Below are 21,439 nucleotides of genomic sequence, written 5' to 3' on the forward strand. Positions count from 1 at the left end.
TAGCGAGTGATCACGAAGACTTCTAAAACGACTCCGAAGCTCGTCATTTTTGACGAGCACTGGAGGAAAAATCATGGAAAACGACAGTTCTAAGCCAAAAAGTGACTCAAAAGTCTTAGTGCCGACGCCTCTTATTCAAAACCTGAAGGAGGGGGACAGGGTCGCTGCTGATTTCGTGATAAGAGGGTGGGCTTCTCCTGGCGGAGCGACAGTCGTGGTGAAAAATAGCAACGCGCCCTATCAACAATTTGGTACTGCGCAGGTTACGTTTCCGACTGTGTGGGAGTTTTCCTTGAGCAAGCATTCCATGGGGCCGGGGTCGTACAAGATCAGTGCTTATACGCATGCTGGACCGCAGATTTCCCATCCAACGAACCCGCTGTCATTTGAAGTGAGTTGAACGGGCGTTTTCATACGGCCACTCTTTAATCTGTCAGGCCCGCGCCAGGAAGGGCCTGACAGAACCCTCATTGCGTCGCTTACCCGCCTGTTTTTTTAACTAACCCATCGCCCCTGAACATCCCGCGAATCCCCCGCACCGCCTGGCGAATCCTGGCCCAGCTACACATCGACGCCTTGGGATTCTCCACCACTGTCGTTGGTGGTGTAGGCCGCACCGCAGCATTCCATGTGGTCACCCAGTCAAATGTGGGAGGGGGCTTGCCCCCGATGGCGGAGTGTCAGTCACTGTATCTGGAGACTGAAGCACTGCCATCGGGGGCAAGCCCCCTCCCACATGTTGACCGAGTCAGACGCTGGCTTTCGGTGCTATTCCATCGGCCCTGAACATCCCGCGAATACCCCGCACCGCCTGGCGAATCCGGTCCTGGTTTTCGATCAGGGCAAAGCGCACGTGATCATCGCCATACTCACCAAAGCCGATCCCCGGCGACACACACACCTTGGCTTCCAGCAGCAGTTTCTTGGCAAACTCCAGCGAACCCAGGGCGGCATACTGCTCGGGAATCTTGGCCCAGACATACATCGACGCTTTGGGATTCTCCACCATCCAGCCCAGCTCATGCAGGCCCTTGACCAACACATTGCGGCGCTGGCGATACTGCTCGGCGATGTCTTTCACGCACTGTTGATCGCCTTCCAGCGCCGCAATTGCCGCCACCTGCAACGGGGTGAAGGTACCGTAGTCGTGGTAACTCTTGATCCGCGCGAGGGCGTTGACCAGTTCCGGGTTGCCCACCATGAAGCCGATGCGCCAGCCGGCCATGTTGTAGCTCTTGGACAGGGTGAAAAACTCCACCGCAATGTCCTTGGCGCCCGGCACTTGCATGATCGACGGGGCTTTCCAGCCGTCGTAGACGATGTCGGCGTAGGCCAGGTCGTGCACCACCAGTACGTCGTACTGCTTGGCCAGGGCGATCACGCGCTCGAAGAAGTCCAGCTCCACGCACTGCGCGGTGGGGTTGGACGGAAAGCCGAGGATCATCATCTTCGGCTTGGGGATCGAACCGCGAATCGCCCGCTCCAGTTCGGCGAAGAAGTCCACGCCGGGCACCAGCGGCACCGAGCGCACCTGGGCGCCGGCAATCACGGCACCGTAGATGTGAATCGGGTAGCTCGGGTTGGGCACCAGTACGGTGTCGCCCTGGTCGAGGGTGGCCAGCATCAAGTGCGCCAGGCCTTCCTTGGAACCGATGGTGACGATGGCCTCGGTTTCAGGGTCGATATCCACTTCATAACGGTCCTTGTACCAGCGCGAAATCGCCCGGCGCAGGCGCGGAATGCCTTTGGAGGTGGAGTAGCCGTGGGTGTCTTCGCGCTGGGCGACGGTGACCATCTTCTCGACGATGTGCGGTGGTGTGGCGCCGTCGGGGTTACCCATGCTCAAGTCGATGATGTCTTCGCCGCGCCGACGCGCAGCCATCTTCAGCTCGGCAGTGATATTGAACACGTAGGGGGGGAGTCGATCTATGCGCGCAAAGCGGCGCGGCGAACCTTGGTCTGCCATTGTTGCCTCGAGGTACGTAAGCGCCCGGAACCGTCCGAGCGACGTCGGCCACTGCGGTGGCCTGCGGGGCAGACAATACGGTCGATGATGGCAAGTTGTCCATATGCGTAGGAAAAATTTCTGCATGGAGTACGGCGCGGATATGCCCCTATACTCGTTGCGGGTTTGTTCCCTCATAAGAAGGAGACTGTTCGTATGGATCAGCAGACAAGACAACCGTTGGAACCACGCATGGAAGCCGGCGAGGCCCTGGTTATCGCAGGTGTCCAGGGGCGTTATTCGAAAGCCACCGCGGGCGATATTCCGCAGCTATGGGAATTGTTCAACAGCTGTATCAAGGACATCAAGAAGCGCATCGGCAGCGTCACCTATGGTGTTTGCCATAATCCCAGGCATGGCGAATTCGACTACATGGCCGGTGTTGAAGTCCCCAGCAAAAGCGATGTACCGGGCAATTTCCAGTGCATTGAAATTCCACCACTGAACTATGCCGTGTTCCCTCATCACGGGGCGGTGCAGGCGCTTGAGCAAACCTACGAGCGCATCATGTTCGAGTGGCTGCCGCACTCGGGCTACAAGGTGATGGGGGCGGATTTCGAGCGCTACAGTGCGGATTTTGATGCAAGGAAGGGCACCGGGACGGTGGAGATCTGGTTGCCGGTCGGGCAGAAAGTCTGAGCGCCAAGTCCGGGGGCGATTCAGCCCCCGAAGCTAGTTTGAAACCCCTGAGCGGATTGGCGTATGGCGCCCGCCACCTCGGGCGCCAACCTGCAGTAGTCGTCTTCGCGCTTGAGCACCACTTCAAGGGTCTGGAGCAGCGCCTGAATACGCCTTTCGGGATGTTCGACTTCGCAGGTCCTGGCAAATTCGAGAATGCCCAGGCGCGAGGCGAATAACGATTTATTTCCGCTCAGGTCCAGGGCCAGTGAGTCCTCGCGCAGGTAAGCGGTGGTGTTGACGATGTCGTAAGTCGGTGCCAGCCGCGTATCTGATTTAAGTGGATCGCTATAGAGCACGCCGAAATTCTTCAAATGGGCATCGCCATTACCCACGATGCAACTCAACGCCACGCTGTCGAATAATTGGTCCAGCGAACTGCGTTGATAGGCCGGGGCGCAGAACACGCGTACAGCCTTGGCGATGGCGGCGTAACTCTTGGTGTACTTTTGCTCGGCGGACAGTCCCATCAGTGCGGTCATGTCTTCGAAGCCCAGAGGGTTGAGCTGTGCGTCCCGATCAAAGCGCCGCATGATGAACAGCTTATGGTTGCGCGACAGATAAAACGGCGGTACGGGCAGGCCCGCATCCCTGGCAATGGACATGCACAGGTATTCATTGATGGCCAGCCCGGGAAACTCGTCCCGCCCGCTTTTAATGATCAGGTCGTCGGTTTTCGAGGTGAATTTCTGTTCGGGGGTTTGTGGTTTCTCCGGCACCAGTACTTTGGGTTGCACACCGGAAATACCCGCTCGCAGGATATAGCGATCTACCAGTTCGACGAACAGATCCTCCGTGCCGTCCCAGGCAAGAATTTCGTCGAGGTTTTCTCCGCTTGTGTGAGGGCTGTTGCGATGGATCAGACTGTTCACTTGTTCAGAAGACACAAAAACCCTACCAATTGGCGCGCTGCTGCCCGATAGCGCCAGCAATAGCATCGGGTCTACCCTGACCGTTTTGGCGAGGCGATTGCGCAATTGTTCAAGCACATAACCTTCCGGCAAATTCATCTGAAAGATGGGATGCAAGTCCCGGCGCCGGTATTCGTCCGCGCGTACGGGCATCGTCAGGCTAATTGCGCTGGCGGCCTTTGCCTCATCGCTGTAGCGAAACAAATAGTCTTCAGCACCAATCCGCACGCTGCCGCTGTCTCCTTGAGGCGTGTGAACGCGTAGCGTGGGGCTATTCATTGAACACGTCCTCCAGTTCCTCCAGAGTCGGCAAGGTCACGGGTACCAGCTTGAATTCGCTGCCCAAGGCGGCTACCACCCGAGCATAGGCATTCATCGAGACCGAGAGGCTGCCTTTTTCTATTTCGATCAGTTTTTGCCGAGTAACCCCGGCCAACTTCGCCAGATCCGCCTGTTTATAGCCGCGATTGGAGCGCATGGTGCGCAGGTGCACGCCGAGACGTTGGGTGATTACGGTAGGGTCCATGTCTTATATAGGTTACTTTTCTGATGTTAGGTTATGTATACGTTACATTTCGACGATGTCAACGGTGTCCTGATCAAACGCCCGTCTCAACCTGCGCTCATGCCCAATCCTTCCTCTGTAAGCCTCACCGCTGTCCACCCAACCAGCCCCCAGATACAACCCCATCGCCGCCACATTGTCCGCATCCACCGACAATTCCAGCGCCTTGATCTGCGGCCATGCCTGTAGCGCCGCTGCAGGCAGCATCTGCAGACAGATTTTGCCGTAGCCGCGCCCTTGCTGGTGCCGATCCACCTGCAATGCATGCAAGGTGGCGCTGTGTTCATCTGCCCAATGGGGCAGGCACGGCGGGCGTTTGAGCAACAGGAACGCCACGGGCACGTCGCCCGCGAGCAGGGCGAAGCCTTTGACGCTGTCGGGGTTGGGATTGACCAGCAGGCTGTTCAGCGCGCAATAGATATCACCGGAGTACGCCAGTTGCTCGGGGTGCACCGTCAGGCCGTCCAGTTGCTGTTTTTGTAGAACGTTCAGCGTTTCGTAGGGGACGAGGCGGGTTTGCATGGGCGGCATATCCAAAAATCCTACCAAGGGGCGGGAATTCTACCTCATCCGGTTATAGCGCCTGTGCCCCTTGCCTACGTCACTCGAGCATCTTTGCCAACAACCAACTCCCCGCCGGGCCCGGCGGTTGTTGTCGCGACCACAGCGCATCCACCGCCACCGAACGCGGCCAACCGCGCACCTTGAGCTCGACCAACTGGTCGCCGCCGAAGCGCTCCACCAACCAGCGCGGTATGGGCGCCCAACCAAAGCCCAGTTGCGCCATCTCCATCAGCATCAGGTAGCTCGGTGCCGACCACACGCGTTGAGCGCCACGGTTTTCGTCAGGGTTGATGATGCTGGCCAGGCGCAGCTCCCGATGTGCTTGCAGGGTGTGCGGATCAAGACGGGCCTGGCTCGCCAGCGGGTGTCTGGGCGAGACGAACAAGGCGATCTCGGTGCGTTCCTCGACCGCCGAGCAACTGAGGTCCGGGGGGTAAACTTCCTGCTGCTCGATAAACGCGATGTGCGCCCGGCCACTTTGCACCAGGGCGATCAGGTCCTCGCATTCGGCGATCAGGCATTCCAACTCAAGGTCCGGGTAGCGTTGTTCAAAAGCGCTGAGGGCGACTTCGAAACGGTCGGACTGGTAGGTGTCGGACATGGCGATACTCAGCTTCGGCTCCAGTCCCCGGGCCAATTGACTGGCCGCCAGTTCCAGCCGGCTGCTGGCCTCCAGCACCTGTTCGGCACGCTGCAACAACACCTGGCCGGCCGGGGTCAGCGTCGGCTTGCGGCTGCTGCGATCGAACAACACCACATCCAGATCGATTTCCAGGCTGGCCACTGCCGCGCTGATGGTGGATTGGCTCTTGCCCAGCTTGCGTGCGGCGGCGGAAAACGACCCCTGGGTGGCGGCCTGGACAAACGCCTGGAGCACTTCATGGGAGGCCATGACTATCGCCTTGATCGATGGTTATTGGTTATGAAGTATCGGCCTGGGACGTGATCATGGCAACCATCGTCACTCACGGAGCCGGGCCATGCACCCTACCAAGTCGATTACTGAACGTGTTTTCCAGGCCTTGGGGTTTGAAGGTTTGGCCTTATTGATCTGCACGCCTTTGCTGGTCTGGGTGACCGGCCGACCGGCCCTGGAAATGGGCGCGGTGACCTTGGGCATCAGCGTGCTGGCGCTGAGCTGGAACGTCATTTTCAACAGCCTGTTCGACCGCCTTAAAGTGCGCCTGCACCTGTCCAGCGGGGGCCGCACGCGAGTGCTGCACGCGCTGCTGTTCGAAGGCGGGTTGATCCTGCTGGCGGTGCCGTTGATTGCCGCATTGATGAAGACCAGCCTGTTGGAGGCGTTCATCCTCGACATTGGCGTGCTGCTGTTCTTCCTGCCGTACACCTATGTGTACCACTGGGCGTATGACGTGATTCGGGAACGAGTCACCCGCAAAACGCCAATCGCCCTGTAGTCGCCAGGCGCTTACAGAAACATGCCGCCCGAGGCCTCGATCCGCTGGCCGGTGATCCATTGGCCGCCATCGGCCAGCAGCAGCGCCACGGCCCCGCCAATATCGTCGGGCAAACCGGCGCGGCCCAGGGCGGTGTTGTTGGCGACCATGGCATTGAGGCTAGCGTTATCGCGTACCGCTCCGCCGCCGAAGTCGGTTTCAATCGCGCCAGGGGCGAGGATATTCACGCTGATGCCACGCGCGCCGAGCTCCTTGGCCTGGTAGCGGGTTAGCACTTCCATCGCGCCTTTCATCGCCGCGTAGGCCGCGTAGCCCGGCAGGCTGAAGCGCGCCAGGCCGCTGGACACATTGAGAATTCGCCCACCGTCGCGAATCAACGGCAACAGCTTCTGGGTCAGAAAAAATGGCCCCTTGAATTGGATAGCGACCAGTTGGTCGAACTGGGCTTCGGTGGTTTCGGCAAAGCTTGCATGAATACCGATACCGGCGTTGTTGACCAGAAAATCAAACTGATCCTGTGCGAACACATCCTTGAGCGCGTCAGTCACGTGATTGGCGAAACCTGCAAACGTCGCGCTCTGGCTCACATCCAGTTGCAACATCGCCGCGCGGCCGCCCAGTTGTTCGATTTGCGTCACTAACGCCTGCGCCTCATCGGCCCTGCTGTGGTAAGTGCCGAGGATATCGACACCCTGGGCGGCAAGGTGCAGTGCAGCGCTTTTGCCCAGGCCGCGGCTGGCGCCGGTGATCAGTGCGATTTTACGTGGGGTCATGGTGCAGTCCTCTTGGGTGATGATGGGACTGAGTGTATTTGTCCGCCCATAACGTGATAAACAGTGCCGTACCGGAATCACTGGTCGGACAGGGCGAACAATCCCATGAATAAACTTGAGCTACTGCGCACGTTTGTACGCGTGACCGAGCTGTCGAGCTTTACCCAGGCCGGTGAAAGCCTTGGCTTGCCGCGCTCCACCGTGTCCGAGCAGGTGCGCGCCCTGGAGGAACTGCTCGGTGCACGCCTGTTGCAACGCACCACGCGCAAGGTGCAGGCCACCCAGGACGGCCAGGTGTTGTATGAGCGCAGCAAGGATTTGCTGGCGCACATGGAGGAACTCGAGGGGCTGTTTCGACAGGACGAGACCCAGTTGGCCGGGCGCATACGGGTGGACATGCCCAACGTGATAGCGCGCACGCTGATCGTGCCCAACTTGCCCCCGTTCATGGAGCGCCACCCCCTGATCGAGATGCAAATCGGCAGCTCGGACCGCCAGGTGGACCTGATCGCCGAGGGCTTCGACTGTGTTGTGCGCGTGGGTGCCCAGCCCGACCAGAGCGTGGTGGCGCGGCGGGTGTGCAGCATGCCGATGGTCAATTGTGTGAGCGCGGGGTACGTGCAGCGCCACGGCATGCCGCGCACCCTGGCGGACCTGGAACAGCATCAGCTGGTGCATTACGTACGGCCGCTGGGCGCACGCTCGGCGGGATTCGAGTACCTGCAAGGCAACAAGGTGCTGCGGCTGCCAATGGCCGGGCGGGTGACCGTCAACAGCACCGATGCGTACCAGGCGGCGTGCCTGGGCGGCTTTGGCATTATCCAAGTGCCGCGGCTGGGCATTCGCGACTTGCTGGCCAGTGGCGAATTGGTCGAGGTGCTGGCCGATTACCCGGCGCCGCCTCTGGACGTGTCATTGCTCTACGCCGGCCAGCGGCATTTGCCGTTGCGCGTGCGGGTGTTCATGGAGTGGTTGGCGGCCACCCTGCAAGCCCACCTTTAACTGCGCGCCGATAACCATGTGGGGGGAGGGCTCGCCCTAATAACGCTTTTTTGTAGGAGCGAGCTTGCTCGCGAAAAACTTACAGGCACCGCGCTCATTCAGAAGGCACGCGTTATCGTTGACGTTTTTCGCGAGCAAGCTCGCTCCTACAGTCGATTGAGGGGGGGTCAGAACAGTTGGGTGAACAACCAGTAAAGGCTGCCCGACAACACAATCGCCGCCGGCAACGTCAATACCCAGGCCATCAACAAGTTGCGGATGGTGCGCATCTGCAGGCCGCCGCCGTTGGCCACCATAGTCCCGGCCACGCCCGATGACAACACATGGGTGGTCGATACCGGCAAACCGAACATGTCCGCCGCGCCAATGGTCAGCATCGCCACGGTCTCGGCCGAGGCGCCCTGGGCGTACGTCAGGTGGGTCTTGCCGATCTTCTCGCCCACCGTCACCACGATGCGCTTCCAGCCGACCATGGTGCCGAGCCCCAGGGCGATGGCCACTGCGATCTTGACCCACAGCGGGATAAAGCGCGTGGCGCTGTCGATCTGTTGCTTGAACAACTGCAGCTTGCCCTGGGTGTCGGCGTCGAAATTGCCGACCTTGCCCTTGTCCATCAGGCGAATGGTTTCGCTGGTCAGGTACATGTCGTTACGCACGTTGCCCACCGCTTCAGCCGGTACCGCGGCAAGGGAGCCATAGCCTTTGACTTCGGCGCCGATGTGCCCGGTGATGGCGGCAAGGGCGGGCACCAGTTCCGGGGTGGCTTCTTTGGTGCGCACGTAGGTGGATAAGGTTGCTCGTGAATCGCCGGGAGCCGGCTGCGGTGCGGATTTCACCAATGCGGCCTGGGTGACTTCCGCCACCGCTGCAAATTGCAGTGACTGATCGGCCGGCATGGTGCGGTTCAGCGCGTAGGCCATCGGCAACGTGCCCACCAGGATCAGCATGATCAGGCCCATGCCTTTTTGCCCATCGTTGGAGCCGTGGGCGAACGACACACCGGTGCACGTGACGATCAGCATGCCGCGAATCCACCACGGCGGCGGGGTGTCGCCCTTGGGCGCTTTGTACAGCGCGCGGTTCTTCACGAAGGCGCGCAGCGCCAGCAACAGCAAGGCGGCAAACGCGAAGCCGATCAGCGGCGACAACAGCAGCGCGTAACCGATCTTGGCCGCCTGGCTCCAATCCACGCCACTGGTGCCATCGCGGCCATGCATCAAGGCATTCGCCACGCCGACACCAATGATCGAGCCGATCAGCGTGTGGGACGACGACGCCGGCAAACCCAGCCACCAGGTGCCGAGGTTCCACAGGATCGCGGCGATCAGCAGGGCGAAGATCATGGCGAAGCCGGCCGAAGAGCCCACCTGCAGAATCAACTCCACCGGCAGCAGGGCAATGATGCCGAACGCCACCGCGCCGCTGGACAGCAGCACGCCGAGAAAATTGAAAAAGCCCGACCACACCACCGCGAAATGCGGCGGCAGCGAGTTGGTGTAGATCACCGTGGCCACCGCATTGGCGGTGTCGTGAAAGCCGTTGACGAACTCAAAGCCCAGGGCGATCAGCAGCGCCACGCCGAGCAACAGGAAGGGCGTCCAGGTGGTGAGCTGGGCGCCCATTTCGTGCATGTCGTGCATCAGGCTGTAAGCGGTGAACAGCAGGCCCATGGCGAGCACGGCGAAAAACATGATCACCGTGACCAGGCCGGGCTTGGTGTCCAGGCGCGGTTTGGGGGCGGAGGGTGAGACTGTCAGGGAAGGGGTGGCCATGCCGGAGCATCCAGTGTGAGGAGGATGGCGTTCATGATCATTGCAAATTGTTACAGAGATGCTGCGGCAGGTCAGTGTTCATGTGGGGGAGTGCGTTTCAATTCATCAAGTCCTTACGCTTTCTGAATGCCCAGCGCCCGGCAATCAGGGTGAAGGTCGCCACCAGCGCGACCAGTATCCAAAAGCCTTCCGGGTCCTGGGACAGCGGCACCCCACCCACATTCATGCCGAAAAAGCCGGCGATGATGTTGATCGGCAGCGCCAGCACCGTCACCACCGTGAGGGTGAACAGCGTGCGGTTGCTCTGCTCGTTGAGATTGGCGGCGATCTCTTCCTGCAACAGCTTGATGCGTTCGCCCAGGGCCGTCAGGTCGTTGATGATCAGCGCAAACTCTTCGGTGGATTTGCGCAACTCCTTCACGTCTTCCTTTTGCAGCCATTGCGGCGGCCGGTTGAGCAGGCGCAGCAGCGAACCCGGTTCCAGCGCCAGCAGGCGTTGCAAACGCACCAGCACGCGGCGCGCGGCACCGAGTTCGGCGCGGTTGGTGGACAGGCGCGAGGACAGCAACTGGTCTTCGATATGATCGACGCTGAGGCTGGTCTTGCGCACGATCTGGGTCAGCACTTCGCCCTGGTCGCGCAGCAAATGCACCAGCAACTCCAGCGGCGAGCGAAAACGTTCACCGGCCTTTACCGACGAGCGCAACTTATCCACCGAGTGCAGCGGTTGCAGGCGCGCACTGATCAGCAAGCGACTGCGCGCGCACACCCACAAGGTGGATATATCCGAGGAGACCATGCTGCTGAAGTTGAACACCACATCGTTGACCACCGCCAGCAGGGCCGAATCGACATGCTCGATGCGCGTGGAGCGCGAACCTTCGTGCAGCGCTTCGAAGAACTCCTCGGGCAGTTCCAGGTGCGCTTGCATCCAGCGTTCACAGGCGGCATGGGCCAGGTTCAGGTGCAGCCAGAGAAATTCCTGCGGGTCACCGGGTTGTTGCAGGCATTGCAGGGCGGTAGCGGAATCAATCTGCTGGCCTTTTTCGCCGGGCAGAAAGCGGAAACCGTAAAGCAGGCCAAACAGGTCGGGATCCTGGTGGGCGTGGTCAATGCTGTGGTTCATGGGGGCTCGCACAGAAAGCGCCTGTAGGATATTTCACAGGTTCGCATGCTCGAATCATTGCAAGGCGTGATGACGATTATGTGACAGCACGGCGCGCGCCCATAAAAAAAAGCGCCACCCGAAGGTGGCGCTTTTTTTTGGATTGAACTCAGGTATCGAGTTTGTCTTCCAGCACAGCGCCGGTCTTGGCGTCGAGCTTCACTTCGTAGTTCTTGCCGGCGGTGTCGGTCAGGTCAACTTCATAGACCAGTACGCCGCTGTTGTTGTGGTCCAACTCGGTGTCGTTGATCGTTGCGCCAGCGTGTTTGGCCACGGCCGCAGCGTTGAGTTTTTCGAATGGCATCACGGCACCGGACTTGAGCAGGCCTTCAATCTGGTCCGGACGAATATCCGCCTGGGCCAGGCCCGCAGTCAGTGTCAGGGCAGTGGCGGCGAACAAAGCGGTCAGGGTTTTCATGGTGTGTGTCCTTCTGGTTGAGCTGTTTAAGTGGCGCCAGATTAACCGGCGCAACTTAACTCATCCTTAATGGCTCACTGACACCAACGCCTCAGTATTTATGATCGCTCAGCAGGTCCTGCACGCTGGACGACGGCCAGCGCTTGTAGAACTTCAACAGTTCGGCGGCACGGTTGGTGAAGATGCCATCGACACCGGCCTTCATCACCTTGTCGAAGTCGACCGGCTCGTCGACGGTGTACACGTGCACCAACAGGCCCTTGTCGTGGGTCAGCTTGTTCATCTCAGGCTTGACCAGGTCGGTGTAGCTCTGGTCGCCATGGTCGGTCAGCTCTGCCGAAGGGCCGGTGCCGATGGCGCCGAGGCTTTTGGCCTGGTCGACCCATTTTTCGAATTCGGCCGCGTCTTTCGGTTCCTGCTTGGCGTAATAGGCCGCTTTGGTCGCTTCGCCGGACTCGGCGAATGTCACCTTGGACTTGGGCTCAATGCTGCCTTCACCGACCCACAACAGCAGGATCTTCGGCGTGTTGGGCATTTCTTTTTGCAGTTCTTTCAGGCTGGCCACCTCAAAGGTTTGCAGCACCACACGGCCCTTGCCCTGGCCGACGCCGGTGTTGCTCTTGCCCAGCTTGGAGCCGGCGGAGCTCAACCAGCCCTTGTCGAGCAACTTGTTTTTCAGGTCGGCCTCGATGCCCGGGAATTGCTTGGGCTCCTTGGTCTCGATGTACAGGCCCGGCTTATGTTGCGGATTGCCTTCGGCGATCTTGATGATGTCATCCAGGCTCTGGATTTTCAGGCCGACGAAACCCGGGCGTGCACGGTCCGGGTAGGCGGCGTTGAACCAGCTGCCGGCGTCCAGGCTTTGCAGTTCTTTCCAGGTGAATTCGTTGGCCGGCGCGTCTTTGCGCTCGGGGAACTTGGTCGCCACGTCGGTAGTGCGCTGCAGGTTGTTGTCGTGCAGGGCGAACAATACGCCGTCCTTGCTGCGCTGCAGGTCCAGTTCCAGGTAGTCGGCGCCCAGGTCGCGCGCGACCTTGTAAGCGGCGGCGGTGGACTCGGGAGCGTCATAGGACGCGCCACGGTGGGCGATCACCGCAGGGTAGGGGATGCCTTCGTTTGTCGCCAATTCAGCCGGGCTGATCGGGTCGGCAGCCTGTGCGGGAGCAAGGCCGAGCATTAGCGCCAGCAGCACGGCACTCCCTATCGTGGTGCGCACCAGGCCGTTGGTTAACGTGACAGGCATATGGGAAGTCCTTTCGTGGAGGTAACTTTGAGAAGGCGTCCTTTTTAACAATTGATTGCGAAAGGCGCTATCACCAAACCGACATTAACCTGCGCGCGGACCAACTTTTAGGGTTTTTCTGTGATGTATTGCAGTACTCTTGCCCGCAACTGCCCCGTCAGAGGGCGGTATTTTTTGCCACGCGTGTAAACCATCTTTCCAGTCCCTGTGGGACTTTTCAGTGAGGTTTACCATGCGCATCACTTCCGAGCTTATCTGCCAGGCCGCCGACCAACTCCACGGTTTTGTTGGCCTGAATCGCAAGACTGGCCAGTACATCGTGCGTTTCAGCGAAGATGCCTTCGGCATGGACGTGGCCGATGACGGCATCATTCCCACCGCCGAGTTCGTCTGGGTCCCGGCTGCCGACCACAGCATGCTCCTGTCACGCGCGCGCATTCAGTTACTGCTGGAGCAGAATATCGACGACCGGCTCAACATCAGCGAACCGTTGCGGGTGTATATGCGTCGGGTCGAGATCGCGCAGATCAGTGCGTTGCGTAGCCTGGTCGGCTAGGCCTGTGTAATCGCGCTACCCTGGTCGCCATCGGTGCGCAGTGAGCTGAAAATCACTGCGTAGTAAGGCGCTGCCGGTGTCCTGGCGATCATGCCGAAGCCTCCCGGCACGCCTTGAGCAGGGCTATCGCCAGCGGCGGCGTCGTGCCTTTGAGGGCGGCGCGTTCGGGTTGGAACAGCGTGGCGACGAAAAATGGATGGCCCAGCAGCTCTATTGCGCGAAGCTCGCCAGCCGCGTCATGGCCGCCGGGGATCAACGCCCCGTCGAGCAGTGCGCCAGCGAACTCTGGATTGATACCGTAGCTGCAACGATAACCTTCGTGGATATCCAGGCCGCCGTAGGCTTGGGCGATACGCGTATTGGCTAGCAGGCGCACGGTGTCGCTGGCTTCCACCAGCGCACAGCTCAATGGCGTAATGACCGCGCGTTCGGCGTCCGGTACCAACTCGCCGTGTTCGGCATCCGCCCATCCCAGCACGTTGCGGGCATATTCGAGTACCACGTGCTGAAAACCACCGCAGGTGCCGAGGAAAGGTCGCCGCTGTTCGCGGGCAAAGCGGATGGCTCGCAGCGCGCCTTCGATGTCGCGATAAGGGCTGGCAGGCACGCACCAGAAGCCGTCAAACCCGTGCAGCGAGGCCGTGGAGGTGAGGGTGTCGGTGCCGAGCCAGTGCAGGTTGACGTCAAGCTTCAGGGCTTGGGCCGCTTGTTGCAGCGCTACCGGGATGGCCTGGTGCGCAATCACGTCGGGGTTGTAATCGCCGATCAGAGCGAGGTGCAGCGGGGTGTCGTTCATCGTGTGCATCCCATGGCTTGTGGTGTCCTGGTGGGCACTATAGATTGGCGTTCACGCAATCGATATTGGCGTTTTACCACATGGTCAATGCAGCCACGCACTATCAGCTCGACTATAACGACCTGTCGCTGGTCCTCGCTCTGGTGCGTGGCGGCACGCTGGCGCGGGCGGCGGGATTGCTGCGCGTGGATGTGTCCACGGTGTTCCGCGCAGTACGGCGCCTGGAAGCAGCCCTGGGCCAACCGCTGTTTGAAAAAAGCCGCGCCGGCTATCTGCCTACCAGTCTGGCCAACCACTTGGCGCAACAGGCCGAGCGCGCAGAGCTTGCCCTGGAGGCTGCACGCATCGGTGTGGAGCAGGGCGGTGAAGTGATCAGCGGCACGGTGCGCCTGACCTGTTCCGACTCGGTGCTGCAAGGTCTGCTGCTACCCGCCCTGGCCGGCTTCATGGCGGACTATCCGGCGTTGATCCTGGAGCTGAGCACCTCCAACGATTTCGCCAACCTCAGCCGCCGCGATGCGGATATCGCGCTGCGCCTGACCAGGAACCCGCCGGAGCATCTTGTCGGACGTTGCCTGGGCACGGTGACGTATCAGGTGTGCGCCAGTGCCGACTACGCCCGTCGGCATGCAGGCCATGAACTGGCCGATCTGACCTGGATCGCGCCGGATGACTTCTTGCCCGACCACCCCACCGTGGCCTGGCGCCGCGAGCATCTGCCGGGCGTGCGTCCCGGTTATCGCTGCAACAGCATGCAGTCGGTGACGGCATTGGTACGCGCCGGGCTTGGGGTGGCGGCGTTGCCGGATTTCCTGATCGACGATGGCTTGCAACGGCTGGGCCCCGCTTTGGCAGGATATGACACGGCGCTGTGGCTGTTGACGCGCCCTGATTGCCGGGCGTTGCGTTCGGTGGTGACGCTGTTTGATGAGCTGGGGCGACACGTGCGCTGGCTGCGCCGTTAGGTTTTGCGCACAAAGTGCTCATGCATTTCACTGGTCAGGGTTTCGATACGCTCGGTCAGCTGTTTGGTCATTTGCGTCAACCGCGTGTTCTGCTCCAACAGCTCCAGCAGCTGTTGGGTGGTCTGTTCCGCCTGGGCCTGGCGTGCGGTATTGGCGGTGGCCAGGGCTTCGCGGTGCTGCGCGTCGGCGTCGGACTGGGCTTTGTCGCGTGCTGCCTGGCGCGTCTGGGCCAGCAGGATCAGCGGCGCGGCATAGGCCGATTGCAGGCTGAAGGCCAGGTTGAGCAGGATGAAGGGGTAGACGTCGAAGTGGGTGATGCCGGTCGCGTTCAGCACCACCCACAGCACCACAATGGCGGTTTGCGCGCCAAGGAACGTTGGGGTGCCAAAGAAGCGCGCGAAGGCCTCGGCCTTGAGGGCAAAGGTATCGTTGCCAAAGGTCGGCGCCAGGTGAGCGTGGTGGCGATGGAAACGCAGGTGGTCGACAGCGATCGGGTCGGGTTTATCTGAGGTCATGGCAGGCTCGAGTCGATGGCGTAGGGCTTACGCACTATAGACCGAGCCTCCCGGCCAGGCACATGAAGAAGCCGTCAGCGATTGCCTCGCTCGTTGGCGAACGCGCTCACCGCCTGCACCGCCTCGCTGGTGCCTTCACGAATCTGCAGGATCACCGTACCGGCCTGGTTGGCCAGCTCCACGCCCTGAGCCGCACGGTCGCGGGTGGCGTCCATGCTGTCGATGGCCTGGCGGGTTTCGTCCTGGATCATGGCGATCATGCCGGAAATTTCCGCCGTGGAGCCGCTGGTGCGCGCCGCCAATTGGCGGACCTCATCGGCGACCACGGCAAAGCCACGGCCTTGCTCGCCGGCGCGGGCGGCCTCGATGGCGGCGTTGAGGGCCAGCAGGTTGGTCTGGTCGGCGATCCCGCGAATGGTGTTGACGATGGTGGTGATCTGCTGCGACCGCTCGCCCAGCTTGGCGATCAGTTGCGAGGATGCGTCAATATCCACGGCAATGTCGCGCATGCCGGTGGCGGTTTTCTGAATCACGTCGGCGCCTTTTTCGGCCATGTCCTGGGTATTGAGCGACAGGTGATACGCCTGCGCAGCGCTTTGCGCGTCAGCGGCATGCTGTTGCACACGGGCGGTGACGTCCGACGCAAACTTCACCACCTTGCACAGACGCCCGCTGGCGTCGTACACCGGGTTGTAGTTGGCTTCGAGCCACAGCGTGTTGCCGTGTTTGTCCACACGCTCGAACTGGCCGTTGAACAGTTCACCCTGGTTCAGACGTTTCCAGAATTCGCTGTAGGCGGCGCTGCCGGCCAGCTCTGGTGTGCAGAACAGGCGGTGATGCTTGCCCTGGATCTGCGCCAGGCTGTAGCCCATGCGCTGCAGGAAGTTCGCATTGGCGGTGATGATGGTGCCATCGAGGTTGAACTCGATCATCGCCATGGCGCGGTCGATGGCTTGCAGCTTGGCGTTGGCTTCACTTTCGGCCTGCAGGCGCGGGGTGACGTCCATCGCGTATTTCACGACTTTGATCACGCGGCCGGCTTCATCCTTTACCGGGTTGTAACTGGCTTCCAGCCACACCGATTGGCCATTGGCGCCCACTCGCTCAACGGTGCCCGACTCGAATTGGCCGTTGCGTAGATGCGTCCACAGGTGGTTGTACTCGGCGCTGCGGGCGAACGCCGGTGTGCAGAACAGGCGGTGGGGTTGGCCCAGGATCTGTTCGGCGCGATAGCCCATGGTCTTGAGGAAATTGTCATTGGCGCGCAGCACCGTGCCCTGCGTGTCGAATTCGATGACCGCCATGGAGCGCTCGATCGCGTCCAGCAGGCTGGCTTGTTGGGCATTGGTGTGTTGCAAGGCGGTGATGGTTTTTTTGTAAGCATTGAATAGCATGGTCGGAAGCTCGAGCAGGCATGCGTATGAGGATTCCATGTAGATGCGCCTGACCCCGTAGGGCATCTGGGCCTTACGGTTGACTTGCTCATTGCCAGCTTCCTTGTGCTGACAGAGGGGTGGAACAACGGGTTCAGAGTGATCGGCCAGCCGAGAAGTTCGCCGCGTTGGGGGCGTATTTCATGACCATGCGACCAATGGCGGCATTATGCTATCGCGGCAGGCTGGCGGAAGAAAATTCAGACGAAGCGTTGTAAGACGACTCAGGCCGGACGGCTTAGCGTCAGCGGTGAGCATTGACCTCATAACCTGCCAGGAACAGATCGATCGCCGATTCGATCACATGGGCCTGAGACGCTGCATCGAGGGTAGGTTGGCCAAGGGTAATCTGCGGCCAGAATGCGAAGGCCTTGAGCAGGCTTTGTACCTGGTGAGCGGCGAACGCCGGGTCGTTGCCACTCAACCGGCCATCTTCCTGGGCGGCGCGTATCCACAGGGTAAAGCCTTCTTCACGGGCGCTCAGGCGGTTGACCATGTCCTGGGCGCGTGCCGGCGAATGAATGGTGGCCGCAATGGCCACGCGCGCCAGGTCGAGGAAGTTGGTATCCGACATCATCTTCATTTTCGCTTCCAGCAACTGGCGCAATTGATCGCGCAGGGGTTGGTCGCGGCTGTAGGCCACATCCAGTTGCGCGGCGCTGCTGACCCACAATTTGTGCATGATTTCGGCAAACAGCTCTTCTTTACTGGGGAAGTGGTTGTACACCGTACGCTTGGAAACCCCGGCAGTGGCGGCGATCCTGTCCATGCTGGTGACCTCGAAGCCATTTGCGCGAAATTCGGCAATGGCCGCCGTCACGATAGCTTCGCGTTTACGGTCGGTGAGGCGTGGGGAGGCATTCATGGAGGGCGTTCGGCTCGAAGATGAAGTTACACTCGGCAGTTTACTTGTTCAGGATTTTGTTGCAATGTAGAAACTACACTGTGCAGTGTAATTCATCCGCAGACGTAGGAGTCACTGTGTAATGGGCACCCTTTCAACCCGTCTCGATCCCGCACCCACTGCGCGCAAGCCTGCCGAGCGGGAGCAGGGGCATTTTCATAACGATGCGCCGGTGCCGCACGGTGGCTTTGGCAAGACCTTGCGTATCTTTTGGAACATGTTGTTCAACAAACCGCGTACGACACGGCCTGTGGGCAATATCCCGGTACAGCGCCTGACGCGCGAACACCTGATGGCAGCCCCCGATCACAGCGTGTTCCGCCTGGGCCATTCAACCGTGTTGCTGAAAATGCGCGGTAAGTTCTGGATCACCGACCCGGTATTTGCCGAGCGCGCCTCGCCGTTCAGTTGGGCCGGCCCCAAGCGTTTCCACCAGCCGCCTATCAGCCTTGAAGAGTTGCCGCCGTTGGAGGCGGTGATCCTGTCCCACAATCACTACGACCACCTTGACCGCGCGGCTGTCGTGCAACTGGCCGACAAGACGCGTTACTTCCTGGCGCCTTTGGGGGTGGGAGACACGCTGGTCAAATGGGGTGTGGATGCCGACAAAGTGCGGCAACTGGACTGGTGGCAGGGCACCGAGGTCGATGGCATTCGCTTTGTTGCCACGCCGGCGCAGCATTTTTCCGGGCGTGGCCTGTTTGACGGCAACCAGACCCTGTGGTGTTCCTGGGTGATGATCGATGACGCGCGGCGGATTTTTTTCAGCGGCGACACGGGGTATTTCGACGGTTTCAAGCGGATCGGCGAGCAATACGGGCCGTTTGACCTGACCCTCATGGAGACCGGGGCCTACAACGTCGACTGGCCTCACGTGCATATGCAGCCGGAGCAGACATTGCAGGCGCATATCGACCTCAAGGGCCGTTGGCTGCTACCGATTCACAACGGTACGTTCGACCTGGCGTTCCACGCCTGGCACGAGCCGTTCGACCGCATCATGGCACTGGCCTGGGAGCGCAATGTGTCGATCACCACGCCGGCCATGGGCCAGGCGTTCAGGCTCAACCAGCCCGAGCGAGGGCATGCGTGGTGGCTGGAAGTAGAGAGTCATGATGCAAAAGAACACGCTGCGGGCTAATTGACGAGCGTGTGGAAAAAGGTATTTTCAGGGTGTTTCAACGCTGCGACAAACGTCGGAAGGGAGTGCGATGATCCCTCGGAAATTCAATTTCGGGGAGACGTTGTCATGAGCGACGACTGCAAGAAACTATGGCGATTGGGCATACCCTGCTTCTCGGCGGCGTCGCATGCCGTTGAGCAGGGGAGCGTTGATCCTGGCTCTGCCAGCACCACGGCGGCGCGTACCGATAACGCCAACCCCGGTGCTATCGTCTTCGGTGCCGCACGCGCTGAGGGCGCGGTGGTCATACCCGGTTACAACGCTTTGGCGCCCATGATCAAACCCCCGCGCGACCCGGCTTTATCACTGATCGCCATCAGTGGTGTCGACCCCACTGAGCCCGTGATGGTTGAAGTCCCCCTGGTGCAAAACAACAGCGCTTCGCGTGCATCCCTGGTACTGGAGGGGTGGCGCATCGGTTATGCCAGCCGCTATGTACGCGATGGTCTTATCGAGCCCGCCGACCACAGTGCGACCCTGCAGCGAGCGTTCGTCATCCTGCGCCAGGCGGGCGTGCAGTTGGTGGCAGTGGACGTGCAGTGTACGAGCGACCCGCTTGAATCCGGCACGGCCATTGATGAGCTTGCGACCCGCCATCGTCTGGATGCCTTGATATCAGACGAGCAAAGCCAGGCGTTTCATGCCGCGTGTGCAAGCGGCTACCCCAGTGGCTGCCAGGCACTGGAAGATGGGGCCAGGCTTTGGTTTTATGGGGCCCGCTGGGCGGGCGAGCGGGTGAGGGTTGTACTGCGAGCTTATGCTCAGCTCATATCACCCAGCGCACCTACAGCGGTTATGGAATGATCATACCGGGCGGTAGGATTAGCGCTGTACAGCGCTGCCGGAACAACCTCTTAGACTGCTGCCGGGTTATCGCAAGATAACTCTCATTCAGTCACTTACAGGGGTATTTCATGATCGGACCCGTTTCGGCAGGTGGGTGGGCGTCAGGCCTGTTGCAAGAACTTTCAAATCCGCCGCAGGGCTTCAAGGGCGCCTGTCAAATGGCAGGGGAGATGGCCAGCCAGGGTGGGGTCACCTCAGAGTCGCTGGTGAAGGACTCATTCAGACAAATCGCTACTATTGACCGTGGCCTGCAGGGCGGTAACGCGTTTGTAGAAACCAACCCGGATGCCCTCAACGACGCCAGGGCTCGCGATCTGGAGCGTAAAAGAGGTCATGTGCGCGGGTATCTGCACGGCGTTCCCATTGCCCTCAAGGACGTGTTCGAAACCAGGGACCGTATGCAAACAAGCGGTGGTTCCAGGGCTTTGGTGGGAAAGGCAGCGACTAAAAATGCCAGGGTTGTGGATAACTTGCTGGGGGCGGGGGTGGTGGTTGTCGGTAAAACCAATATGAGCGAACTGGCCAACTTCCGCTCTGAACTGCCCGTGGATGGCTGGAGTTCGCGAGGCGGCCAAACGCTGAACCCACATCGCCTGGGCGGGGTGGTAGCAGGGTCGAGTTCAGGCTCCGCCGTGGCAGTTGCCCAGGGGCATGTCCCGCTGGCGTTGGGGCTGGAAACCAGCGGATCGGTCATTACGCCAGCGGCTTATAACGGCGTGTTTGGCTTGAAAACCTCCGTAGGCTTGCTGAGCAACGAAGGTGTCATGACCAGTTCACGCATGGATACGATTGGCACATTCACCCGCAATGTCTGCGACGCGGCAGAAGCGCTCAACGCCATGGCCGAGACCCGTGTCTACACCGAAGGCCTGCGCTCCGATGCGTTGAAGGGCAAGCGCATCGGCTACACGCCGGTGCCTGAATTGTCCGAAGAGGATGCAAAGGACCCCGCGAAGCGCGCCGACAGCAAGCATTACGCAGAGGCGCTTGAGGTGCTGCGGTCTCAAGGTGCGATCCTGGTGCCCGTCGGCACCCTCGAGGCGGGCGTCGAAGAGCAAACCTACAGCGATTACAACGAAGCGTTGTTTTCAGACGTCAAGCATCACTTGGAGGAGTATCTCGCCGGACGCGAAGGCTTGCCGGTCAAATCGATTAGCGATCTGATTGCATTCAATCAGCGTACCCAGCAACCGGGTGAGCCTGATCACAAGCTGCTTGAGATTATCAATGGCCTGGAAACGACTCAGGACCAGCGCGATGAGCTGTGGGAGAGCGTCCTCCCTCTTTTTCAGAAAACCATCGATGATCCGATGAAAGAGCACAAGCTCGACGCCATGGTGTCGAATTTCCTCTCGAACAATTATTTTTTCACCGCAGCGGCAGGCTACCCCGGAATGTCCGTTCCGTCCGGCATGGATGATGAAGGTATGCCAACTGCACTTTACCTTTACGGGGCAGCCAACAGCGAGGCGACATTACTGTCGGCTGCCTACGTTTATGAGCAAGCCACACAGGCGATCAAAGAACCGGCATTCCTCCCCGGCACTCCGTTTACGCCAGCGCCCGTAACGGCAGATAACGCCGCTGAGGTACCTGCAGGCAACGTCTGAATGTGATCCAACCTCTGCCCGATGGCATACGGCAGAGGTTGTTCCTGTGCGGCCAATCGACAAATAATGCATAGGGCTGCGCCACTGCTGGCCCAACGTCGGCGTGGCTTGAACTCA

23 protein-coding genes and 1 pseudogene are annotated in these 21,439 nt (G+C 60.3%); 9 read left to right on the forward strand and 15 right to left on the reverse strand.

From position 1 onward, the window contains the following. Positions 1 to 73 precede the first annotated feature (73 nt). Positions 74 to 400 (forward strand): hypothetical protein, encoded by a 327-nt coding sequence (locus BFP89_RS22825; protein WP_065887728.1) that lies wholly within the window; start codon positions 74 to 76, stop codon positions 398 to 400. A 348-nt stretch (positions 401 to 748) separates the two neighbouring features. Here BFP89_RS22825 and alaC read toward each other — a convergent pair whose 3' ends face one another. After that, positions 749 to 1,966, reverse strand: a complete 1,218-nt coding sequence (gene alaC / locus BFP89_RS22830; RefSeq protein WP_065887729.1) for an alanine transaminase — start codon at positions 1,964 to 1,966, stop codon at positions 749 to 751. A gap of 195 nt (positions 1,967 to 2,161) precedes the next feature. Here alaC and BFP89_RS22835 point away from each other — a divergent pair, with 195 nt between their 5' ends. After that, positions 2,162 to 2,644: a GyrI-like domain-containing protein gene (locus BFP89_RS22835; protein WP_065887731.1), complete on the forward strand. Its 483-nt coding sequence runs from the start codon at positions 2,162 to 2,164 to the stop codon at positions 2,642 to 2,644. 20 nt (positions 2,645 to 2,664) lie between these two features. Here BFP89_RS22835 and BFP89_RS22840 read toward each other — a convergent pair whose 3' ends face one another. The 4 genes from BFP89_RS22840 to BFP89_RS22855 form a co-directional block, all read right to left on the reverse strand. Then, positions 2,665 to 3,873, reverse strand: coding sequence for a type II toxin-antitoxin system HipA family toxin (locus tag BFP89_RS22840; RefSeq protein ID WP_065887733.1), 1,209 nt, complete (start codon positions 3,871 to 3,873; stop codon positions 2,665 to 2,667). Then, a complete protein-coding gene (locus BFP89_RS22845; protein ID WP_065887735.1) occupies positions 3,866 to 4,120 on the reverse strand; it encodes a helix-turn-helix domain-containing protein in 255 nt (84 codons plus the stop codon). Before BFP89_RS22845 ends, BFP89_RS22840 begins: the two co-directional genes overlap by 8 nt. A gap of 42 nt (positions 4,121 to 4,162) precedes the next feature. Then, positions 4,163 to 4,681 carry a GNAT family N-acetyltransferase gene (locus BFP89_RS22850; RefSeq protein WP_065887773.1) on the reverse strand — a complete coding sequence of 173 codons (519 nt, stop codon included), beginning with the start codon at positions 4,679 to 4,681 and terminating at the stop codon, positions 4,163 to 4,165. A gap of 79 nt (positions 4,682 to 4,760) precedes the next feature. Continuing rightward, positions 4,761 to 5,615: a LysR family transcriptional regulator gene (locus BFP89_RS22855; RefSeq protein WP_065887736.1), complete on the reverse strand. Its 855-nt coding sequence runs from the start codon at positions 5,613 to 5,615 to the stop codon at positions 4,761 to 4,763. Positions 5,616 to 5,703: 88 nt separating this feature from the next. On the opposite strand from BFP89_RS22855, the gene BFP89_RS22860 reads away from it, so the two are divergent. Then, positions 5,704 to 6,141, forward strand: coding sequence for a multidrug/biocide efflux PACE transporter (locus BFP89_RS22860; RefSeq protein ID WP_065887737.1), 438 nt, complete (start codon positions 5,704 to 5,706; stop codon positions 6,139 to 6,141). 11 nt (positions 6,142 to 6,152) lie between these two features. On the opposite strand, the gene BFP89_RS22865 is transcribed toward BFP89_RS22860, so the two are convergent. Beyond that, positions 6,153 to 6,914: an SDR family NAD(P)-dependent oxidoreductase gene (locus BFP89_RS22865; RefSeq protein WP_065887740.1), complete on the reverse strand. Its 762-nt coding sequence runs from the start codon at positions 6,912 to 6,914 to the stop codon at positions 6,153 to 6,155. Positions 6,915 to 7,019: 105 nt separating this feature from the next. On the opposite strand from BFP89_RS22865, the gene BFP89_RS22870 reads away from it, so the two are divergent. Continuing rightward, positions 7,020 to 7,916, forward strand: a complete 897-nt coding sequence (locus tag BFP89_RS22870; protein ID WP_065887741.1) for a LysR family transcriptional regulator — start codon at positions 7,020 to 7,022, stop codon at positions 7,914 to 7,916. Between the two features lie 167 nt (positions 7,917 to 8,083). Here BFP89_RS22870 and BFP89_RS22875 read toward each other — a convergent pair whose 3' ends face one another. From BFP89_RS22875 to BFP89_RS22890, 4 genes are all read right to left on the reverse strand, one after another. Beyond that, positions 8,084 to 9,688 (reverse strand): inorganic phosphate transporter, encoded by a 1,605-nt coding sequence (locus tag BFP89_RS22875; RefSeq protein WP_065887743.1) that lies wholly within the window; start codon positions 9,686 to 9,688, stop codon positions 8,084 to 8,086. 97 nt (positions 9,689 to 9,785) lie between these two features. Further along, positions 9,786 to 10,814 carry a transporter gene (locus BFP89_RS22880; RefSeq protein ID WP_065887744.1) on the reverse strand — a complete coding sequence of 343 codons (1,029 nt, stop codon included), beginning with the start codon at positions 10,812 to 10,814 and terminating at the stop codon, positions 9,786 to 9,788. A gap of 148 nt (positions 10,815 to 10,962) precedes the next feature. Continuing rightward, positions 10,963 to 11,271 carry a PepSY domain-containing protein gene (locus BFP89_RS22885; RefSeq protein WP_065887745.1) on the reverse strand — a complete coding sequence of 103 codons (309 nt, stop codon included), beginning with the start codon at positions 11,269 to 11,271 and terminating at the stop codon, positions 10,963 to 10,965. Positions 11,272 to 11,362: 91 nt separating this feature from the next. Then, positions 11,363 to 12,514, reverse strand: coding sequence for a glycerophosphodiester phosphodiesterase family protein (locus BFP89_RS22890; protein ID WP_065887746.1), 1,152 nt, complete (start codon positions 12,512 to 12,514; stop codon positions 11,363 to 11,365). 232 nt (positions 12,515 to 12,746) lie between these two features. On the opposite strand from BFP89_RS22890, the gene BFP89_RS22895 reads away from it, so the two are divergent. Beyond that, complete coding sequence (locus BFP89_RS22895; protein ID WP_065887747.1) at positions 12,747 to 13,070, forward strand: DUF2025 family protein; 324 nt, start codon at positions 12,747 to 12,749, stop codon at positions 13,068 to 13,070. Positions 13,071 to 13,087: 17 nt separating this feature from the next. Here BFP89_RS22895 and BFP89_RS28755 read toward each other — a convergent pair. Beyond that, positions 13,088 to 13,162 (reverse strand): annotated as a pseudogene (locus tag BFP89_RS28755) (antibiotic biosynthesis monooxygenase); the annotation flags it as partial. Further along, a complete protein-coding gene (locus BFP89_RS22900) occupies positions 13,159 to 13,866 on the reverse strand; it encodes a CTP synthase C-terminal region-related (seleno)protein (protein WP_065887748.1) in 708 nt (235 codons plus the stop codon). The pseudogene BFP89_RS28755 and the gene BFP89_RS22900, both read right to left, overlap by 4 nt. An 80-nt stretch (positions 13,867 to 13,946) precedes the next feature. On the opposite strand from BFP89_RS22900, the gene BFP89_RS22905 reads away from it, so the two are divergent. Then, positions 13,947 to 14,831, forward strand: coding sequence for a LysR family transcriptional regulator (locus tag BFP89_RS22905; protein WP_065887749.1), 885 nt, complete (start codon positions 13,947 to 13,949; stop codon positions 14,829 to 14,831). On the opposite strand, the gene BFP89_RS22910 is transcribed toward BFP89_RS22905, so the two are convergent. The 3 genes from BFP89_RS22910 to BFP89_RS22920 all read right to left on the reverse strand — a co-directional run bounded on the left by BFP89_RS22910 (position 14,828) and on the right by BFP89_RS22920 (position 17,644). Continuing rightward, on the reverse strand, positions 14,828 to 15,346 hold the full coding sequence (locus BFP89_RS22910; protein WP_065887750.1) for a DUF1003 domain-containing protein: 519 nt from the start codon (positions 15,344 to 15,346) through the stop codon (positions 14,828 to 14,830). The two genes, BFP89_RS22905 and BFP89_RS22910, sit on opposite strands and share 4 nt — an antisense overlap. A 74-nt stretch (positions 15,347 to 15,420) precedes the next feature. Continuing rightward, on the reverse strand, positions 15,421 to 16,740 hold the full coding sequence (locus tag BFP89_RS22915) for a methyl-accepting chemotaxis protein (RefSeq protein WP_065887751.1): 1,320 nt from the start codon (positions 16,738 to 16,740) through the stop codon (positions 15,421 to 15,423). Positions 16,741 to 17,023: 283 nt separating this feature from the next. Further along, positions 17,024 to 17,644, reverse strand: a complete 621-nt coding sequence (locus BFP89_RS22920; RefSeq protein ID WP_065887752.1) for a TetR/AcrR family transcriptional regulator — start codon at positions 17,642 to 17,644, stop codon at positions 17,024 to 17,026. Between the two features lie 121 nt (positions 17,645 to 17,765). Here BFP89_RS22920 and BFP89_RS22925 point away from each other — a divergent pair, with 121 nt between their 5' ends. The 3 genes from BFP89_RS22925 (at position 17,766) to BFP89_RS22935 (ending at position 21,322) form a co-directional block, all read left to right on the forward strand. Further along, positions 17,766 to 18,824, forward strand: a complete 1,059-nt coding sequence (locus tag BFP89_RS22925; protein WP_065887753.1) for an MBL fold metallo-hydrolase — start codon at positions 17,766 to 17,768, stop codon at positions 18,822 to 18,824. 108 nt (positions 18,825 to 18,932) lie between these two features. Further along, positions 18,933 to 19,670: a hypothetical protein gene (locus BFP89_RS22930; protein WP_176718439.1), complete on the forward strand. Its 738-nt coding sequence runs from the start codon at positions 18,933 to 18,935 to the stop codon at positions 19,668 to 19,670. A gap of 200 nt (positions 19,671 to 19,870) precedes the next feature. After that, positions 19,871 to 21,322, forward strand: coding sequence for an amidase family protein (locus BFP89_RS22935; RefSeq protein ID WP_065887775.1), 1,452 nt, complete (start codon positions 19,871 to 19,873; stop codon positions 21,320 to 21,322). The last annotated feature ends 117 nt before the right edge of the window (positions 21,323 to 21,439 follow it).

It is taken from the genome of Pseudomonas sp. 31 R 17 (genome assembly GCF_900004915.1).
Taxonomy (GTDB): Bacteria; Pseudomonadota; Gammaproteobacteria; order Pseudomonadales; family Pseudomonadaceae; genus Aquipseudomonas; species Aquipseudomonas orientalis_A.

What these genes read in the sequence shown, in the direction of transcription:
- BFP89_RS22895 (WP_065887747.1), top strand. Translation starts at nt 12,747, where the DNA reads ATGCGCATCACTTCCGAGCTTATCTGCCAGGCCGCCGACCAACTCCAC.
- BFP89_RS22840 (WP_065887733.1), bottom strand. Translation starts at nt 3,873, where the DNA reads ATGAATAGCCCCACGCTACGCGTTCACACGCCTCAAGGAGACAGCGGC.
- BFP89_RS22930 (WP_176718439.1), top strand. Translation starts at nt 18,933, where the DNA reads ATGAGCGACGACTGCAAGAAACTATGGCGATTGGGCATACCCTGCTTC.
- BFP89_RS22825 (WP_065887728.1), top strand. Translation starts at nt 74, where the DNA reads ATGGAAAACGACAGTTCTAAGCCAAAAAGTGACTCAAAAGTCTTAGTG.
- alaC (WP_065887729.1), bottom strand. Translation starts at nt 1,966, where the DNA reads ATGGCAGACCAAGGTTCGCCGCGCCGCTTTGCGCGCATAGATCGACTC.
- BFP89_RS22925 (WP_065887753.1), top strand. Translation starts at nt 17,766, where the DNA reads ATGGGCACCCTTTCAACCCGTCTCGATCCCGCACCCACTGCGCGCAAG.
- BFP89_RS22850 (WP_065887773.1), bottom strand. Translation starts at nt 4,681, where the DNA reads ATGCAAACCCGCCTCGTCCCCTACGAAACGCTGAACGTTCTACAAAAA.
- BFP89_RS22910 (WP_065887750.1), bottom strand. Translation starts at nt 15,346, where the DNA reads ATGACCTCAGATAAACCCGACCCGATCGCTGTCGACCACCTGCGTTTC.
- BFP89_RS22900 (WP_065887748.1), bottom strand. Translation starts at nt 13,866, where the DNA reads ATGAACGACACCCCGCTGCACCTCGCTCTGATCGGCGATTACAACCCC.
- BFP89_RS22860 (WP_065887737.1), top strand. Translation starts at nt 5,704, where the DNA reads ATGCACCCTACCAAGTCGATTACTGAACGTGTTTTCCAGGCCTTGGGG.
- BFP89_RS22915 (WP_065887751.1), bottom strand. Translation starts at nt 16,740, where the DNA reads ATGCTATTCAATGCTTACAAAAAAACCATCACCGCCTTGCAACACACC.
- BFP89_RS22935 (WP_065887775.1), top strand. Translation starts at nt 19,871, where the DNA reads ATGGCAGGGGAGATGGCCAGCCAGGGTGGGGTCACCTCAGAGTCGCTG.
- BFP89_RS22870 (WP_065887741.1), top strand. Translation starts at nt 7,020, where the DNA reads ATGAATAAACTTGAGCTACTGCGCACGTTTGTACGCGTGACCGAGCTG.
- BFP89_RS22920 (WP_065887752.1), bottom strand. Translation starts at nt 17,644, where the DNA reads ATGAATGCCTCCCCACGCCTCACCGACCGTAAACGCGAAGCTATCGTG.
- BFP89_RS22885 (WP_065887745.1), bottom strand. Translation starts at nt 11,271, where the DNA reads ATGAAAACCCTGACCGCTTTGTTCGCCGCCACTGCCCTGACACTGACT.
- BFP89_RS22855 (WP_065887736.1), bottom strand. Translation starts at nt 5,615, where the DNA reads ATGGCCTCCCATGAAGTGCTCCAGGCGTTTGTCCAGGCCGCCACCCAG.
- BFP89_RS22905 (WP_065887749.1), top strand. Translation starts at nt 13,947, where the DNA reads ATGGTCAATGCAGCCACGCACTATCAGCTCGACTATAACGACCTGTCG.
- BFP89_RS22875 (WP_065887743.1), bottom strand. Translation starts at nt 9,688, where the DNA reads ATGGCCACCCCTTCCCTGACAGTCTCACCCTCCGCCCCCAAACCGCGC.
- BFP89_RS22880 (WP_065887744.1), bottom strand. Translation starts at nt 10,814, where the DNA reads ATGAACCACAGCATTGACCACGCCCACCAGGATCCCGACCTGTTTGGC.
- BFP89_RS22865 (WP_065887740.1), bottom strand. Translation starts at nt 6,914, where the DNA reads ATGACCCCACGTAAAATCGCACTGATCACCGGCGCCAGCCGCGGCCTG.
- BFP89_RS22890 (WP_065887746.1), bottom strand. Translation starts at nt 12,514, where the DNA reads ATGCCTGTCACGTTAACCAACGGCCTGGTGCGCACCACGATAGGGAGT.
- BFP89_RS22835 (WP_065887731.1), top strand. Translation starts at nt 2,162, where the DNA reads ATGGATCAGCAGACAAGACAACCGTTGGAACCACGCATGGAAGCCGGC.
- BFP89_RS22845 (WP_065887735.1), bottom strand. Translation starts at nt 4,120, where the DNA reads ATGGACCCTACCGTAATCACCCAACGTCTCGGCGTGCACCTGCGCACC.